15 protein-coding genes and 1 pseudogene are annotated in these 15,243 nt (G+C 63.5%); 12 read left to right on the forward strand and 4 right to left on the reverse strand.

Annotated features, from left to right (window positions below; translation table 11 throughout):
• Nucleotides 1–22 precede the first annotated feature (22 nt).
• The 4 genes from ACHIRB_RS14330 to ACHIRB_RS14345 form a co-directional block, all read right to left on the reverse strand.
• On the reverse strand, nt 23–874 hold the full coding sequence (locus ACHIRB_RS14330; RefSeq protein WP_395112201.1) for a hypothetical protein: 852 nt from the start codon (nt 872–874) through the stop codon (nt 23–25).
• Nucleotides 875–1,410: 536 nt separating this feature from the next.
• Complete coding sequence (locus tag ACHIRB_RS14335; protein ID WP_395123761.1) at nt 1,411–2,271, reverse strand: metal ABC transporter permease; 861 nt, start codon at nt 2,269–2,271, stop codon at nt 1,411–1,413.
• Nucleotides 2,268–3,071, reverse strand: coding sequence for a metal ABC transporter ATP-binding protein (locus ACHIRB_RS14340; RefSeq protein WP_395123762.1), 804 nt, complete (start codon nt 3,069–3,071; stop codon nt 2,268–2,270). Before ACHIRB_RS14340 ends, ACHIRB_RS14335 begins: the two co-directional genes overlap by 4 nt.
• Entirely contained in the window at nt 3,068–3,919 is an 852-nt protein-coding gene (locus ACHIRB_RS14345; RefSeq protein ID WP_395123763.1) for a metal ABC transporter substrate-binding protein, read from the reverse strand. Before ACHIRB_RS14345 ends, ACHIRB_RS14340 begins: the two co-directional genes overlap by 4 nt.
• Before the next feature lie 204 nt (nt 3,920–4,123).
• On the opposite strand from ACHIRB_RS14345, the gene ACHIRB_RS14350 reads away from it, so the two are divergent.
• The 12 genes and pseudogenes from ACHIRB_RS14350 to ACHIRB_RS14405 form a co-directional block, all read left to right on the forward strand.
• The gene (locus ACHIRB_RS14350; protein WP_199706427.1) at nt 4,124–5,080 is read left to right on the forward strand and encodes a bifunctional riboflavin kinase/FAD synthetase; all 957 of its coding nucleotides are present in this window, start codon (nt 4,124–4,126) and stop codon (nt 5,078–5,080) included.
• A 108-nt stretch (nt 5,081–5,188) separates the two neighbouring features.
• Nucleotides 5,189–5,458, forward strand: a complete 270-nt coding sequence (rpsO, locus tag ACHIRB_RS14355) for a 30S ribosomal protein S15 (RefSeq protein WP_199706425.1) — start codon at nt 5,189–5,191, stop codon at nt 5,456–5,458.
• Nucleotides 5,459–5,855: 397 nt separating this feature from the next.
• Nucleotides 5,856–8,186 (forward strand): polyribonucleotide nucleotidyltransferase, encoded by a 2,331-nt coding sequence (locus tag ACHIRB_RS14360; RefSeq protein ID WP_395123764.1) that lies wholly within the window; start codon nt 5,856–5,858, stop codon nt 8,184–8,186.
• Nucleotides 8,187–8,208: 22 nt separating this feature from the next.
• Entirely contained in the window at nt 8,209–9,546 is a 1,338-nt protein-coding gene (locus tag ACHIRB_RS14365) for a M16 family metallopeptidase (RefSeq protein WP_395112196.1), read from the forward strand.
• A 32-nt stretch (nt 9,547–9,578) separates the two neighbouring features.
• Nucleotides 9,579–10,685, forward strand: coding sequence for a zinc-binding dehydrogenase (locus tag ACHIRB_RS14370; protein ID WP_395123765.1), 1,107 nt, complete (start codon nt 9,579–9,581; stop codon nt 10,683–10,685).
• A gap of 42 nt (nt 10,686–10,727) precedes the next feature.
• Complete coding sequence (dapB, locus tag ACHIRB_RS14375) at nt 10,728–11,486, forward strand: 4-hydroxy-tetrahydrodipicolinate reductase (protein WP_395123766.1); 759 nt, start codon at nt 10,728–10,730, stop codon at nt 11,484–11,486.
• Nucleotides 11,483–11,953, forward strand: coding sequence for a hypothetical protein (locus tag ACHIRB_RS14380; protein ID WP_395123767.1), 471 nt, complete (start codon nt 11,483–11,485; stop codon nt 11,951–11,953). The genes dapB and ACHIRB_RS14380 overlap by 4 nt, the downstream gene beginning before the upstream one ends.
• Complete coding sequence (locus tag ACHIRB_RS14385) at nt 11,950–12,408, forward strand: flavodoxin family protein (RefSeq protein ID WP_395123768.1); 459 nt, start codon at nt 11,950–11,952, stop codon at nt 12,406–12,408. The genes ACHIRB_RS14380 and ACHIRB_RS14385 overlap by 4 nt, the downstream gene beginning before the upstream one ends.
• Before the next feature lie 3 nt (nt 12,409–12,411).
• Nucleotides 12,412–13,083, forward strand: coding sequence for a hypothetical protein (locus ACHIRB_RS14390; protein ID WP_395123769.1), 672 nt, complete (start codon nt 12,412–12,414; stop codon nt 13,081–13,083).
• A gap of 166 nt (nt 13,084–13,249) precedes the next feature.
• Complete coding sequence (locus ACHIRB_RS14395; protein WP_395123770.1) at nt 13,250–14,377, forward strand: ImmA/IrrE family metallo-endopeptidase; 1,128 nt, start codon at nt 13,250–13,252, stop codon at nt 14,375–14,377.
• Nucleotides 14,374–14,844, forward strand: coding sequence for a DUF4411 family protein (locus ACHIRB_RS14400; RefSeq protein WP_395123771.1), 471 nt, complete (start codon nt 14,374–14,376; stop codon nt 14,842–14,844). The genes ACHIRB_RS14395 and ACHIRB_RS14400 overlap by 4 nt, the downstream gene beginning before the upstream one ends.
• A gap of 153 nt (nt 14,845–14,997) precedes the next feature.
• A pseudogene (locus ACHIRB_RS14405) lies at nt 14,998–15,117 on the forward strand (flavodoxin); the annotation flags it as partial.
• Between the last annotated feature and the right edge of the window lie 126 nt (nt 15,118–15,243).

A 15,243-nucleotide genomic window follows, 5' to 3' on the forward strand; every position in this document is an offset into this window, starting at 1 on the left:
CGATCTCGGCCTCGCGTTGAACTTAGTGGTCAGGCACTCGGACGATTAGTGCGTCGAGGTTGATTGTGCCGCTCTGGGCCGGTCCGGATGCTGTCCCGATTTCCAGATGGACCGGCGCGTTGCCCGTTTCACCTTCAAGAAATCGGTTGTACGCAGCAATTCCTTCCTCCCGAATTTGCGAGGCAGTCATGCCCCTCGTCTTTCGGCTTGCGAACACGATGCGCCGATGATCGACATCGACGAGCTGGGCAATCGTCAACACAAAGATCCCTGGATGACGCGCCTCGCGAATTTTGGCTATGTCGCGGCCAATCCACGCGGCAGTGTGCGCAGCGCTGTCCTCAACAGAAAAGCTAGCGAATGTCGATTTGAATTCGATCGGAGTCAAGCCTAAGGCCAGGTCAACTCGCTTGTGTGCACCGACAGAGGTTTCTCTCGTGATCGCAGCCGCCTCGACGCCGACACGAAGAAGCTGAAAAGCGGTTTCCTGCACCCACGTCGACTCTGCGTGGCTCAATGTTGAGGCGTAGGCGACGCGATCACGCGCGGCAGGCTCTGCGCCAATGGCGGTCAGGGCTGCGGTGAGCATCGCGAACGCACCCGTGAAGGTGGACGTGTCCGGATTGTCGAGGTCCGAAGCAAGAGCGTCGATAATTTCCTCCTTGAGATAGATCGGCAGGCCCATGCCGCCACCACCACCCCAATATTTGTCGAACAAGGTGGCCATCGCTTGTTCTCGGTTGAAGAACGTTGTTCCGGCGTTCTCCAAGAGCGCCATGACTACATTCGCGTGCTCGGCGGTTCGGACCGGCATGAGGGCATTGGTAGGTACGCCGGCAGCCGGATCGATGAGTCCGCGCATCGCTGGCGTCATACATGCCTCGTACACCCTGCGAGGGCTGACAGCCCACACCGTTCTGCGCATGGCCCCATTCTCCGGCACGGTGCCCCGCCGGACGTCCATACGGCAAATACTTTCAACGCGGGCACGTTGACTAGCACGCGCTCGAAGATTGGTGGCCGCTATTCCTCGACCATCAAGCTGTTTAGATGTGGTGATTCGTTGATCACCCCAGCGATATGGTCCACTCTGTTCGAGCTGAGAGTGCTTGCGACAACTGACGAACTGCCTGCTCTCCGTCTGACAGCATCGCAGTTACCAGATCGACTGCGATGCAGTGCGATCTGGGGCCCTCCTCTGGATCCGATCGGACCCAGACGTTCATACCAGCTGCGTACCCGCAGAATGCCTGATACTCGTCAGACCAAGTGAACGTCACGTTGAGGATCGCCGCTACCTCAGCGACCACTTCCTCTGTCGACGCGACATCATCGACGAACACAGATCCGTCCCAGCCCATTCCCGTGTTTATCACGCGAACAGAGCACACTGCGAGCTATCGAAAGCCGTCAGGTAGTGACCGGCTCCCGGCGCCTCACGTAGCGCGGCACGATGCCTTGGCTCGGGCTGAAGAGGTAGGCGACGGTGAAAACGGCTCCCTGTGCGAGGACGACGCAACCGCCCGACGACACGTCCAGGTGATAGCTGACGTAGATTCCGACGACTGCGCAGGCGGCCGATACCGCGGGTGCGATCAGCATCATCCGGCCGAAACGGTCGGTCAGCAGATACGCCGTCGCGCCCGGTGTGATCAGCATGGCGACCACGAGAATGACTCCGACCGCCTGCAGCGTGACCACCGTCGTCAAGGCGAGCAGGCCGAGCAGAAGTGCAGACAACACCGGCGGCGACAACCCGACCGCTCGTGCGTGAGTTTGATCGAAGGCGTACAGAATCAGGTCGCGACGCTTCAACACGAGCACCGCAAGGACAAGGAGTCCGAGTCCGAGGACCTGCCAGAGATCTTCGCGGGTGACGCCGAGCAGATTGCCGAACAGGATGTGGTTGAGGTCGATCTGGCTCGGATACTTCGACACCAGGACGACACCGAATGCGAAGAGCGTCGTGAAGACGACGCCGATCGCGGCATCCTCTTTCACCCGAGACGTGTTGCGCACGACGCCGATCGAGGACACTGCGATTACGGCGAAGACGATGGCACCGATCGCGAACGGCAACCCGAGCAGATAGGCGAGCGCGACACCGGGCAGCACGGCATGGGAAATGGCGTCGCCCATCAGCGACCAGCCGATGAGGACCAGCCAGCAGCTGAGCACCGCACCGACGATTGCGGCGGTCACGGTGACGAGTAGTGCGCGCTGCATGAAGGTGTACTGCAGCGGTTCGAATACCAAATCGACAAGATTCACAGGTGTTGTCCGTCCGCGGTCGTCCGGTTGTCGCGTGAGCTGCCCGCGAGCGGGTCCGCGCCGAATGCGCGTGCAAGGTTTTCGGGTCGCAGGACTTCGTCGGGAGTTCCGTGTACGAGAACACGCTTCTGAATCAACACCGCCTCGTCGCACAACTCGGGTAGTCCGTGCAGGTCGTGCGTCGAAACCAGGACCGCGGCACCGTCGGCGGCGAGGCTGCGCAGCAATCGGGTGATCGTCGCTTCGGTCCGTTTGTCGACACCGGCGAAAGGTTCGTCGAGCAGCAGAACCGACGCCTCCTGGGCGATTGCCCGTGCGACGAACGCGCGTTTGCGTTGCCCGCCGGACAGGCGGCCGATCTGACGGTCGGCGAGATCGGTCAGCTCGACCTGTTCGAGCGCCATGGCAACCGCGTCGCGGTCGACCTGACGCGGACGTCGCAGCCAATTCTGTTTGCCGTAGCGGCCCATCATCACCACTTCGCGCACGCTGATGGGAAACGTCCAGTCGACCGATTCGCTTTGCGGCACATAGCTGACGAGGGCGCGACGACGAGCGATCGCGGGTGCCACGCCACGGATGACGACGTCGCCGCTCGACGGCTTCACGACGCCCATCACTGCCTTGAACATGCTCGACTTGCCCGAGCCGTTCATGCCGACCAGTCCGCAGACGCGACCCGAGTCCAGAGTCAGCGACGCGCTGTCGAGGGCAAGGACCTCGCGATAGCGAACGGTGAGATCGGTGATGCGCAACGCCGGCTGGGCGTTTCGTGCTGCGGTGTCCTGCGTTGTCGTCATGGCCGAGTGAGTCCTTGGGCGATCGTGTGGGTGTCGAATCGAAGGAGATCGAGGTAGGTGGGGACGGGACCTTCGGCACCAGACAGCGAATCGACGTAGAGCTTGCCGGCGATCGGTGCGCCCGTGTCTTCGGAGACCGCTGTCTGGGCTTTGTCGGACACGGTCGATTCGCAGAAGATCGCGGGAACCTTGTTGTCGCGGACGAACTCGATCGTCGCGACGACCTGCTTCGGTGTGCCTTCGTGTTCGGCGTTGACGGGCCAGAGATACGCCTCGCGAAGGCCGACATCGCGTGCGAGATAGGAGAACGCACCTTCGCAGGTGACGAGGGCGCGCTGGTTCTCCGGTACCGGAGCCAGTTCGCGTACGAGGTCCTCGCGGACCGACCTCAGTTGCGCCTTGTAGGCCTCGGCGTTCGCGCGATAGTCCGCCGCATTGGCAGGGTCGAGATCGGCAAATGCCGTCACGATGTTGTCGACGTAACGTTGCGCGTTGGTCGGCGACATCCACGCGTGTGGGTTGGCTTTGCCGGAGTACGCGCCGTTGGTGATGGTGATCGGCTCGACGCCTTCGCTGAGTACGGCGTGCGGAACCTCGAGATCGGCCACGAACTGCCCGAACCACGACTCGAGTCCGAGCCCGTTGTCGAGAATCAACGACGCGCTCGCGGCATTCTTCAGGTCGCCCGGTGTGGGTTCGTAGCCGTGAATCTCTGCGCCCGCCTTGATGATCGACTCGACTCGCAGGTGCTCGCCTGCGACGTTGCGCGCGATGTCGGCGAGCACGGTGAAGGTCGTCAGCACCAGCGGACGCGGATCGTCGCTCGATGCTGCGGTAGAGGTCGGCATTGTGCAGCCGGTGCCTACGGCGAGGACGACGGCACCGGCGGCCAGGGCGCGGACGAGGGCAAATGCCTTGATTTCAACCCCTCCAAGATAAAAGTTCGGGTTACCGAATTCTGAGTGTAGACGAGTCGAGCCGCCCCGCGAACTCCCCGGTTGGGCAGGTCCGGGGATGACCCGCCCAGAGGCTTTGACCTAGGCTTCGTACTTGTGCAGAGATGGCGAGGTCTCGACGACGTTCCGGCCGATTGGGGTCGCTGCGTTCTCACGATCGGTGTCTTCGATGGCGTGCACCGCGGCCACAGAGAACTGATCGCCCGTGCGGTCGAATCCGCGCAGCGCCGCGGCATCCCGAGCGCCTTGATGACATTCGACCCACATCCGATGGAAGTTGTTCGCCCAGGCAGTCATCCGGCCCAATTGACGACACTCACCCGACGTGCAGAACTCGCCGAAGAACTCGGCATCGACGTCTTTTGCGTCATGCCGTTCACGCACGAGTTCATGAAGCTCACGCCCGCTCGGTATGCACACGAAGTCCTTGTCGAACGGATCCATGTCGCCGAGGTCGTCGTGGGGGAGAACTTCACCTACGGCAAGAAGGCCGCGGGCACGATCGAAACCCTCGAAGAAGCCGGCCAGCGGTTCGGCTTCGCGGTCGACGCCGTGAAACTGCTCGGCGAGCACGCTGTCACGTTCTCCTCGACCTATATTCGCGCCTGCGTCGACGCCGGCGATGTCGCGTCGGCCGCTGAAGCATTGGGCAGACCCCATCGCGTAGAAGGTGTCGTCGTGCACGGTGACGGTCGCGGGCGGGCCCTCGGCTATCCGACCGCCAACATCGCGCCGCCGATGTACGCCGCCATCCCAGCCGACGGCGTATACGCGGCGTGGTTCACGGTGCTCGGTCCCGGACCGACGATCGGGACGGTAACGGCTGGTCAGCGCGCTAAGGCCGCTGTATCCGTCGGCACCAACCCCACCTTCTCCGGCCGCACCCGGACCGTCGAGGCTTTCGTTCTCGACGGCGAGGCCGACCTGTACGGCCAGCACGTCGCCGTCGACTTCGTCGAACACCTGCGTGGGATGGAGAAGTTCGACTCCATCGACGATCTGATCGGCGAAATGGGTCGCGACGTCGAACGTGCGCGAGAAGTACTCCGCTGAACTGGTATTATTCTCGGTTGGTGTGCGCTGCGGTCCGCGGTGGCTACACCTGTGTGTGCAAAACCCTGCACCAACCAGCGCGCGGACGTAAACACCAGGAGTAGACGCGTGGCATTGACCACCGAGCAGAAAAAGGCCGTCCTTTCCGAGTACGGAATTCACGAGACGGACACCGGTTCGCCGGAGGCCCAGGTTGCGATGCTCACCAAGCGCATCGTCGATCTGACCGAACACCTCAAGAAGCACAAGCACGATCACCACTCCCGCCGCGGCCTGTTGCTGCTGGTCGGACGTCGTCGTCGCCTGCTGAAGTACGTCCAGAAAGTGGACATCGCGCGTTACCGTTCGCTGATCGAGCGGCTCGGACTTCGCCGCTGATCGAGCTGAGCGGCACGGACGACAAATTTGCGATCTGACACAGAAGCCAACGGAGCAACGCCTAGACTTGCTCCGTTGGCTACTCGTGTTTGTCGAGGATTTGCGCAACACCTGCACACCTGAACACCCGGACTTCAGTCCGTAGCTAGAGAAGATGTGGACACGAGTCCACAGCAATGCCGTATGTACCTGCCAGTCGTGGCGTCGGTCTTCGGTAGTGGCTTTTCGGTAGTGCCCGTTCCATTCTGCGAACGCACCGGCCGGCGAGCTTCGATCGATGACCGCCACCGCGCAGCCGCGTCCAAGGGGACACGAGCCAGGTGCGCGCGCTGCAGCCAGGAGGGCTGCGGCGCGTCCGCGCGGGTACGGCGAAGACGAGAGGTAAGAGAAAGCAAATATGACAAATGCAACGGGCACTGATGCCCCAACGAGCGGTGCCGTAGAGGTCGACGAAGGCGTGTTCGAATCGACTGCCGTCATCGACAACGGCAGCTACGGAACCCGTACGGTCCGGTTCGAGACCGGACGCCTGGCCCAGCAGGCCGCAGGCGCCGTCGTCGCGTACCTGGACGAAGAGACCATGCTGCTGTCGGCGACCACCGCGAGCAAGCACCCCAAAGAGCACTTCGACTTCTTCCCGCTGACGGTCGACGTCGAAGAGCGTATGTACGCCGCAGGCCGGATCCCCGGATCGTTCTTCCGTCGTGAAGGACGTCCGTCCACCGACGCGATCCTCACGTGCCGTCTGATCGACAGGCCGCTGCGCCCCTCGTTCGTGGACGGACTGCGTAACGAGATCCAGGTCGTCGTCACCGTCCTGAGCCTCGACCCGAACGACCTGTACGACGTCGTCGCGATCAACGCGGCATCGGCGTCGACCCAGATCGCAGGACTGCCGTTCTCCGGCCCGGTCGGTGGCGTTCGCGTCGCGCTCATCTCGTCCGAGGAGAACAAGGCCGGCCAGTGGGTCGCGTTCCCGAAGGTCGATCAGCTCGAAAACGCCGTCTTCGACATGGTCGTTGCCGGTCGCATTGTCGAATCCGGCGACGTCGCGATCATGATGGTCGAGGCAGAGGCAACCGTCGACGTCATCGCGAAGATTGCGGACGGCGCGCAGGCGCCGACCGAAGCGATCGTCGCCGAGGGCATCGAAGCCGCCAAGCCGTTCATCGCTCGCTTGGTCAAGGCGCAGCAGGACCTCGCAGAGAAGGCCTCCAAGCCGACCGGCGACTACCCCGTGTTCCCCGCGTACCAGGACGACGTCTACGCCGCCGTCGAGGCAGCAGCCTCCTCGGCACTGTCCGACGCCCTGACCATCGCTGGCAAGAAAGAGCGCGACGACAAGACCGACGAGGTCAAGGTCGAGGTGCTCGCATCGGTTGCTCCGAACTTCGAGGGTCGCGAGAAGGAAATCGGCGCAGCATTCCGCTCGCTGACGAAAAAGCTTGTGCGCCAGCGCATCCTGCGTGATCAATTCCGTATCGACGGCCGTGGCATCACCGACATCCGGTCGCTGTCGGCCGAGGTCGCGATCATTCCGCGCGCACACGGTTCGGCATTGTTCGAGCGTGGCGAGACCCAGATCATGGGCGTCACCACCCTCGACATGGTGAAGATGGCGCAGCAGGTCGACTCGCTCGGACCCGAGACGAGCAAGCGCTACATGCACCACTACAACTTCCCGCCGTACTCGACCGGTGAGACCGGCCGTGTCGGCTCGCCGAAGCGTCGTGAAATCGGCCACGGTGCCCTCGCAGAGCGCGCCCTGATGCCGGTGCTGCCGAGCCAGGACGAGTTCCCGTACGCGATCCGTCAGGTCTCGGAAGCGTTGAGCTCCAACGGTTCCACCTCGATGGGTTCGGTCTGCGCATCGACGTTGTCGTTGCTCAATGCCGGTGTGCCGCTGCGCGCCCCGGTCGCAGGCATCGCCATGGGCTTGGTCTCCGACCAGGTCGACGGCGAAACCCGCTACGTCGCCCTCACCGACATCCTCGGTGCGGAAGACGCCTTCGGCGACATGGACTTCAAGGTCGCGGGTACCAAGAACTTCGTCACGGCGCTGCAGCTGGACACGAAGCTCGACGGCATCCCGTCGCAGGTGCTTGCCGGTGCGCTGTCGCAGGCGCACGACGCCCGCACCACGATCCTCGAGGTTATGGCCGAGGCCATCGACACCCCGGACGAGATGAGCCCGTTCGCGCCTCGCGTGACGGCCATCAAGGTCCCCGTCGACAAGATCGGTGAGGTCATCGGGCCCAAGGGCAAGATGATCAACTCGATCACCGAGCAGACCGGTGCCAACATCTCCATCGAAGACGACGGCACCGTGTTCGTCGGCGCTACCGATGGACCGTCTGCCCAGGCCGCGATCGACATGATCAACGCCATCGCCAACCCGCAGCTCCCGAAGGTCGGCGAACGCTTCCTCGGCACGGTCGTCAAGACCACCGCCTTCGGCGCGTTCGTTTCCCTGCTCCCGGGTCGCGACGGATTGGTGCACATCTCGAAGCTCGGTAACGGCAAGCGGATCGCCAAGGTCGAAGACGTCGTCAACGTGGGCTCCAAGCTCCGCGTCGAGATTGCCGACATCGACAACCGCGGCAAGATCTCGCTGATCCCGGTCCCTGAAGACGAGACTGCCGACGCACCGGCGGCCGACGCTCCTGTCGCCGACGCCCCCGTGGCCGACGCTCCCGCCGAGACCGTCGAGGCGGCCTCGGCTGAGTAAGAAAACTCGATCGACGGCCCCCTTGCGCAGTTCCGCTGCGCTTGGGGGCCTTTCGGTCACGACGGAGCACGCCGAAGCAGGCGTGCGGCGCACGGTGCTGCCCGGTGGGCTGCGCGTGGTCACCGAGCATGTTCCCGGAGTCAGGTCGGCGTCGGTTGGTGTGTGGGTCGGCGTCGGCTCTCGCGACGAAGGCCAGACCGTCGCGGGTGCGGCGCATTTCCTCGAGCATCTGCTGTTCAAATCCACCCCGACGCGGTCTGCGCTGGACATCGCGCAGGTCATGGATTCGGTCGGTGGCGAGCTGAACGCGTTCACCTCGAAAGAGCAGACGTGTTTCTACGCTCACGTCATCGACGACGACCTCCCGCTCGCCGTCGATCTGGTATCCGACGTGGTGCTGCGTGGCCAATGTCGTAGTGCCGACGTGGATGTCGAGCGCCAGGTTGTCCTCGAAGAGATCTCGATGCGCGACGACGACCCGGAGGATCTGCTCGGCGACGCGTTCTTGAGCGCCCTGTTCGGTGACCATCCGATCGGGCGACCTGTCATCGGCACTGTCGAGTCGATCGAAGAGATGCGACGAGCTCAGCTGCATTCGTTCCACACTCGGCGTTACACGCCGGACCGGATGGTCGTCGCGGTTGCGGGCAACATCGAGCACGAGCACACGGTCGAGTTGGTCCATCGAGCGTTTTCGGGCCACCTGGATTCGGCGGTCGCATCGGCACCGCGGCGCGAAGGCACGATCCGGCTCAAGACCCCACCGAGCCTGAGCCTCACCACTCGTGACAGCGAACAAGTGCACATCGCACTGGGTGTGCGGGCGTTCGGACGACACGAGGGCAAGCATCGCTGGCCGCTGTCGGTGTTGAACACCGCTGTCGGTGGTGGGTTGAGTTCTCGCCTGTTTCAACAGATTCGCGAAGAGCGCGGACTTGCCTACTCGGTCTACTCGAGTGTCGACACGTTCGCCGACACCGGCGCGTTCTCCGTGTACGCGGGGTGCCAGCCGGAGAATCTGGTCGAGGTCACCACTCTTGCGCGAGAAGTGCTCGCCGAAGTGGCTGCCAACGGCATCACCGATTCCGAATGTGCCAGGGCGAAAGGCTCGTTGCGCGGCGGACTTGTTCTCGGACTGGAGGATTCGGGGTCACGGATGAACCGAATCGGTCGGAGCGAACTGAGCTACGGCAACCATCGCAGCATCTCCGAGACACTGGCACGCATCGATGCAGTGACGACCACGCAAGTCGCCGACGTCGCCGCCGAGTTGTTGAACCGGCCGTTCGCCGCGGCGGTGGTCGGTCCGTACAAACGCAAACGTGATCTGCCCGCGGCAGTACGGGGCATCGTCAAGTAGGTCCGCTTCATGGTGTGGCTAGGGTGGCGGTTATGAAGATTCGTGGCGCCGTGCTCGAAGCGATCGGCAGTTCGCAGCCGTTCGCAGACTCCAAGCCCATCTCGATCTCCGAGCTCGAACTGGACGCGCCAAGGAGCGGCGAGATTCTGGTTCGGCTGGAGGCGGCCGGGCTGTGCCATTCGGACCTGTCCGTCGTCGACGGCAATCGGGTTCGACCTGTGCCGATGCTGCTCGGTCACGAAGCGTGCGGGCGGATCGAAGAAGTCGGTCCGGGGGTGGACGACCTCGCGGTCGGTCAGCGGGTTGTCATGACCTTCCTGCCGCGCTGCGGCGACTGTGTCGGCTGCGCGGCGGACGGCCGAATGCCTTGTGGCCCAGGCAGTGTCGCCAACAATGCCGGTGTGCTGCTCGAAGGTGGGCGGCGGCTGCACCGCGACGGCGCCGAGGTTCATCACCATCTCGGTGTGTCCGGGTTCGCGACCCATGCCGTCGTCGATCGGCGTTCGGTCGTCGCGATCGACGACGACGTACCACCGGAGGTCGGGGCCGTTCTCGGGTGCGCGGTCCTCACCGGCGGCGGCGCAATCCTCAACGCGGGCAAGCCCGTTGCGGGCAACTCGATCATGGTCGTCGGTCTCGGGGGAGTGGGAATGGCAGCCGTGCTGACCGCCGTGTCCCTCGGCCTCGGTGAGGTGATCGGGGTCGACGCGGTGCCGGCGAAACTGGAAACGGCACGGTCGCTCGGGGCAACGCAGGTGTATTCGCCCGCCGAGATCGTCGAGCAGGGAATCGTCGCGGACCTCGTCGTCGAGGCCGTCGGCAACGTCCGCGCGTTCGAGGCGGCCGTGAAGGCGACGGCACCGGGTGGCACGACAGTGACGGTCGGTCTGCCTGCGCCGGATGCGGTCGCGTCGATATCGCCGCTCGGCCTCGTAGCCCAAGCTCGCACGATTGTCGGAAGCTACCTCGGTTCCGCCGTGCCGGAACGCGACATCCCTGCCTACGTGAAGCTGTGGCGGGAGGGCAAACTGCCCGTCGAGAAGCTGATTTCGTCGCAGATCGAACTCGATGGCATCAACGAGGCGATGGACGAACTGGCTGCTGGCAACGCGATTCGACAGGTGATCGTGTTCGATTGAGTGCCGGCATGCCCTTCCAACCGGCCAAGTAAGCTCGGTCGAATGGACGACAAGGTTAAGGTTCGCGTCGGTGTGCTCGGCGCAAACGGCAAGGTGGGCAAGGCTATCTGCGAGGCCGTCGATGCGGCCGCGGACCTCGAGTTGGTCGCCTCCGTCGACCAAGGTGACGACATCGCTGCGTTCGTGAACTCAGGAACCGAGGTCGTCGTCGACTTCACCCACCCCGATGTGGTGATGGACAACCTGAAGTTCTTGGTGGAGAACGGCATTCACGCTGTCGTCGGCACCACCGGCTTCGACGACGCCAGGCTCGCCACGGTCACCGAATGGCTCGACGCGAGTCAAGGAACGGGCGTTCTGATCGCACCCAACTTCGCGATCGGGGCCGTCCTGCTGATGCGCTTCTCCGAGCAGGCGGCGCGGTTCTTCGACTCGGTCGAGGTCATCGAACTGCATCACCCGAACAAGGCCGACGCCCCGTCGGGAACTGCCTACCGAACTGCCGGCCTGATCGCCGAAGCGCGCGCGAAGGCAGGCGTCGGCAGGAGTCCGGATGCGACGACCACGGAGTTGGAAGGCTCACGCGGCGCCGATGTAGACGGTGTTCGTGTGCACTCCATACGCCTCGCGGGCCTCGTCGCACACCAGGAAGTGCTCCTCGGCACGCAGGGTGAAACCCTCACGATTCGTCACGACTCGATGGACCGGACGTCGTTCGCTCCGGGTGTTCTGCTCGGCGTTCGAGAGATCTCGAAGCGTCCAGGTCTCACCGTCGGACTCGACCCACTCCTCGACCTGTGAGTGGCGCGGTCGCCCGCAGAGTCGCGGTCATCGTTGCGCTCGTCGGCGCACTCCTCTTCTACTTCGTCGTACTCGGTAGTCGTGGCATCACGATGATCCAAGACGGTCGGGCGACGTCGATCGGCCTCGGTATAGGTCTGCTGATCCTGCCGTTCCTCGGCCTCTGGATCGTGGTCGCGACGCTGCGAGCAGGTCTGGCGCACCAACATCTGGCGAAGCGCATCTTCGACGAAGGCCGCGAACTGGACGTCTACGATCTCCCGCGCAGACCATCGGGCCGAATCGAGCGCGAAGCCGCCGACACCCTGTTCGCCCAGGTCAAGGCCGAATGGGAAGCCGACCCGGACAATTGGCGGAGCTCGTATCGGCTTGCCCGCGCCTACGACTACGCAGGTGACCGAGGCCGCGCCCGCGACACAATGCGCCGTGCTGTCCGCCTAGAACAACTCGAGGTACGCAAACAATGAGCAAAACGCTGCTCGTCGTTCATCACACGCCGTCTCCGCACTGCCAGGCGATGTTTGAGGCTGTTCTGGCAGGTGCCACCGATCCCGAGATCGAGGGTGTCGAGGTGGTGCGTCGCGCCGCGCTGTCGGTGTCCGCGAGTGACTTCCTCGACGCCGACGGCTACGTGCTCGGCACACCGGCCAATCTCGGGTATATCTCAGGCGGCCTCAAGCACGCCTTCGATCAGAGCTACTACCAGATTCTCGACTCGACCAAGGGTCGTCCGTTCGGCGCGTACATTCACGGCAACCAGGGGACCGAGGGTGCTCAGCGCGCCCTGGACGCGATCACGACCGGCCTCGGCTGGGCCAGGACGGCGGCGGACGTGGTGGTCTCGGAGAAGCCGACAAAGGCCGACCTCGAGGCCTGCTGGGAGCTGGGGGCGTCAGTCGCCGCACAGCTGATGGAGGCTTGAGTCGTGGAGCTGACTGAGTTAGCGACCATCGCCGGCCCGGTCGTGGCTCTCGTCGGTGTCGCTCTCGCGATCTGGGCGCTGGTCTACAGCAAGCAGTCTCGGGACCTCGCCGAACAGAGCAGTAAGGAATCGGCCAAGGCAATCGGTCTGGCCGAGGAGTCGAACGATATCGCCACCGACGCCAAGGATGTGGCCGAGGAGGCCAATAGGATTTCGCGGCGGGCGGAGGATCGCGACACGGAGCGTCACGATGTCGAGTGGGAGCACATCACCGCCGAGCCGGGTGTCTATGAACTGGTCAACAACGGCACCGACACCGCCTACCGCGTTCGTGTCAGTTTCTGGGTGGGTGAGTGGTCAGCTAATGGCGCGTGCGATGAGGTCGGGCCGGGCGAAGCGATCAGTGTGGTGATTCCTGAGGCCGTTGACGAGTTCGAGCTGGAGATGACCGAGGTGCGTGAGGATCGTCGCGAAGAAGAGCGTGTTGCACAGCTTCGTCGAAACGATCCACTGATGAGGACCTGGATTCCAGGAATGGTCCAAGTGCCCGACACATATCGCTTCCAGCACCAAACGGGCTATCGGGCGGTGTGGCAGACCGCGTTGGGAACCCAGATGATCGCTGAGCCTAAGGCTTGGCTGGAGGAGTTGGCCGACCACAACGACCACGAGTGACTTCCTTCTGAGGCTACGACGGGACACCGCGCGTTCGGAAGTCAATACTTCCCGGCCTCATCACAGCCGGTCGCCGAACACCCATCTACCGTCGGTCCCTACGCTTAATGTTGCACGGACCGGGGCGGCGCGAAGCCGCGACGTGTGAAGACCAAGGAGGGCGGACATGGCGAGAGCGCCTATTGACCCCGCCGCCTTAGCCTGGGCGCGCGAGGTGAGTCACGTTGAGCTGGATGACCTCGCTCGCGCGCTCAACGTTAAGCCGTCCCGCGTTGTTGAATTCGAAAGTGGTAGCGCGCAGCCAACTTTCCGGCAACTCACCCTGATGGCTGGCAAGCTCGATCGTCCGTTAGGCTTCTTTTTTGCACCGCCGCCCGCCGTGCCGGACATACCCGAAACGGCTGACTTTCGGGGCCGAGCCAATGAAGACCTCCCCGCAGACCTGGCTAAGGAGATGCGGCGTGCCGAGCAGCACCGCGATGCTATGCTCGACCTAGGTGGCCTCCCGGCACGCCGCGTAGACGTTCGCTCTATCACCTGGGACACCTTTGCCGCGCGCGCAACCGAGCTGCGGGCGCAGTTCGGGCTTACGGACGCGTTCGTTCCGCCTGAGTCCTCCAACAATCAGGTGTTCAGCTTCTGGCGTGGTCTGTTGGAGGACAACGGCATACTGGTGCTCCAGGCGACGAAGATATCCCTGAAAGCCTTCCGCGGCCTTTCCCTACACCATGACGATCTCCCGGTGGTTATAGTCAACGGCGCCGATAGCCCGGCGGGCCGCACCTTCACCTTGTTCCACGAGGTCGGGCACCTAATCAACCGAACAAGCGGTCTGTGCGTGCTGCAGCAGAGCGTCAACGAGGAAGCGCTCGCAAACAACTTCGCTGCCGCTTTTTTGATGCCGGAGAAGGCCGTCCGCGCCAGTATCGTGGACGCCGAGGACCCGGGCGCGGTTGCCGACTCTCTTGCGCGCCATTTCAAGGTGAGCACGCTTGCCGCGGCGGTGCGGTTGCGCAGGCTCGGTGTCATCGAAGACGACGACCTCGACGGTATCCGCGCAGACAGCGACGAGCGGTGGGAGCAGGCTCGGCAAGCGCAGAGCGCGAAACCTGGGTTCGTCCCACCGTGGCGACTCCGATATCGCGATCTGGGGCCTAGCTACATCGGCACGGTCGCGCGGGCACTTGAAGATCGACGGGTCGATTTCGTCGATGCAACCTATCTGCTGAACGCGCGCTTGCCAATGGTCGAGCAGATACTCGCAGAGTATTACCGCACCGGCGGCGCTGAATGAGGTTCACGCTCGATACGAATATCCTCATTGGTCTGGTACGGCAATACCCACGCGATATCTTCCCCGGGCTTTGGGCGAGTATCGAAGCATCGGTCGGGGCGCACGAGAGTTGCATTTGTGAGGCGATACTTCGTGAGGTCAAACGCGGCGGCGACGATCTACACAAGTGGGCGAAGGACCTGCCAGGGTTCGTGTGCGAAGTCAGCGATGAGGAGCTGATCACGGTAGCGTCGATCGGTCGAGCTCACCCAGGCTGGGTCCAGGGGCAGCTAAACGAGGCCGACCCGTTCATCGTCGCTCATGCCAAGGCCGAGGACTCGACCATCGTTACGGAGGAGAACCGCAAAGGGCCGGGCACGGAGGACAAGAACCAGAAGATTCCGAACATCGCTGACGAACACTCAGTCGAGACGGTGAAGTTCTTCGATTATGTGCGGGCCAACGGGTGGTCGTTCGGCGCCACCTAGCTCCGAGACCCCACCGGGTAGATCGTGAAACAATTTGGCGTCGACCCGAACCGAATCATTGCGAGCGCGTGGCTTGTGACAGTCCTCGTTTCAAGCGGCGAGTTGGAGCGCCCAGTCGATGTCGGCCTGTGTAGCCGACTTGTACACCTGCAGATGGCTGGCGAGATCGGTGCCCATACCCTCGAGATCGTCGGTCCGATCGATGCGAAGACGCGGGAGCAGTGCTACGAACTCGGTGCGACGGTGGCAGTGACTGTTGCAGGAGACGCGTGACGGAGAGGGAAACCTCTGCCCCCAGTTTTGGCGGGTATTCGGAACCGACATTGTGGACAAGACTGGTTACGGGGTCGGGCAAGCGCCCCGCACGGATGGCTGGCCCATCCGTGCGGAGCCTTACCT

This window comes from Antrihabitans spumae, assembly GCF_043944905.1.
Lineage (GTDB): Bacteria > Actinomycetota > Actinomycetes > Mycobacteriales > Mycobacteriaceae > Antrihabitans > Antrihabitans spumae.

What these genes read in the sequence shown, in the direction of transcription:
- ACHIRB_RS14330 (WP_395112201.1), bottom strand. Translation starts at nt 874, where the DNA reads ATGACGCCAGCGATGCGCGGACTCATCGATCCGGCTGCCGGCGTACCT.
- ACHIRB_RS14340 (WP_395123762.1), bottom strand. Translation starts at nt 3,071, where the DNA reads ATGACGACAACGCAGGACACCGCAGCACGAAACGCCCAGCCGGCGTTG.
- ACHIRB_RS14345 (WP_395123763.1), bottom strand. Translation starts at nt 3,919, where the DNA reads ATGCCGACCTCTACCGCAGCATCGAGCGACGATCCGCGTCCGCTGGTG.
- ACHIRB_RS14360 (WP_395123764.1), top strand. Translation starts at nt 5,856, where the DNA reads ATGACAAATGCAACGGGCACTGATGCCCCAACGAGCGGTGCCGTAGAG.
- ACHIRB_RS14370 (WP_395123765.1), top strand. Translation starts at nt 9,579, where the DNA reads ATGAAGATTCGTGGCGCCGTGCTCGAAGCGATCGGCAGTTCGCAGCCG.
- dapB (WP_395123766.1), top strand. Translation starts at nt 10,728, where the DNA reads ATGGACGACAAGGTTAAGGTTCGCGTCGGTGTGCTCGGCGCAAACGGC.
- ACHIRB_RS14385 (WP_395123768.1), top strand. Translation starts at nt 11,950, where the DNA reads ATGAGCAAAACGCTGCTCGTCGTTCATCACACGCCGTCTCCGCACTGC.
- ACHIRB_RS14395 (WP_395123770.1), top strand. Translation starts at nt 13,250, where the DNA reads ATGGCGAGAGCGCCTATTGACCCCGCCGCCTTAGCCTGGGCGCGCGAG.
- ACHIRB_RS14400 (WP_395123771.1), top strand. Translation starts at nt 14,374, where the DNA reads ATGAGGTTCACGCTCGATACGAATATCCTCATTGGTCTGGTACGGCAA.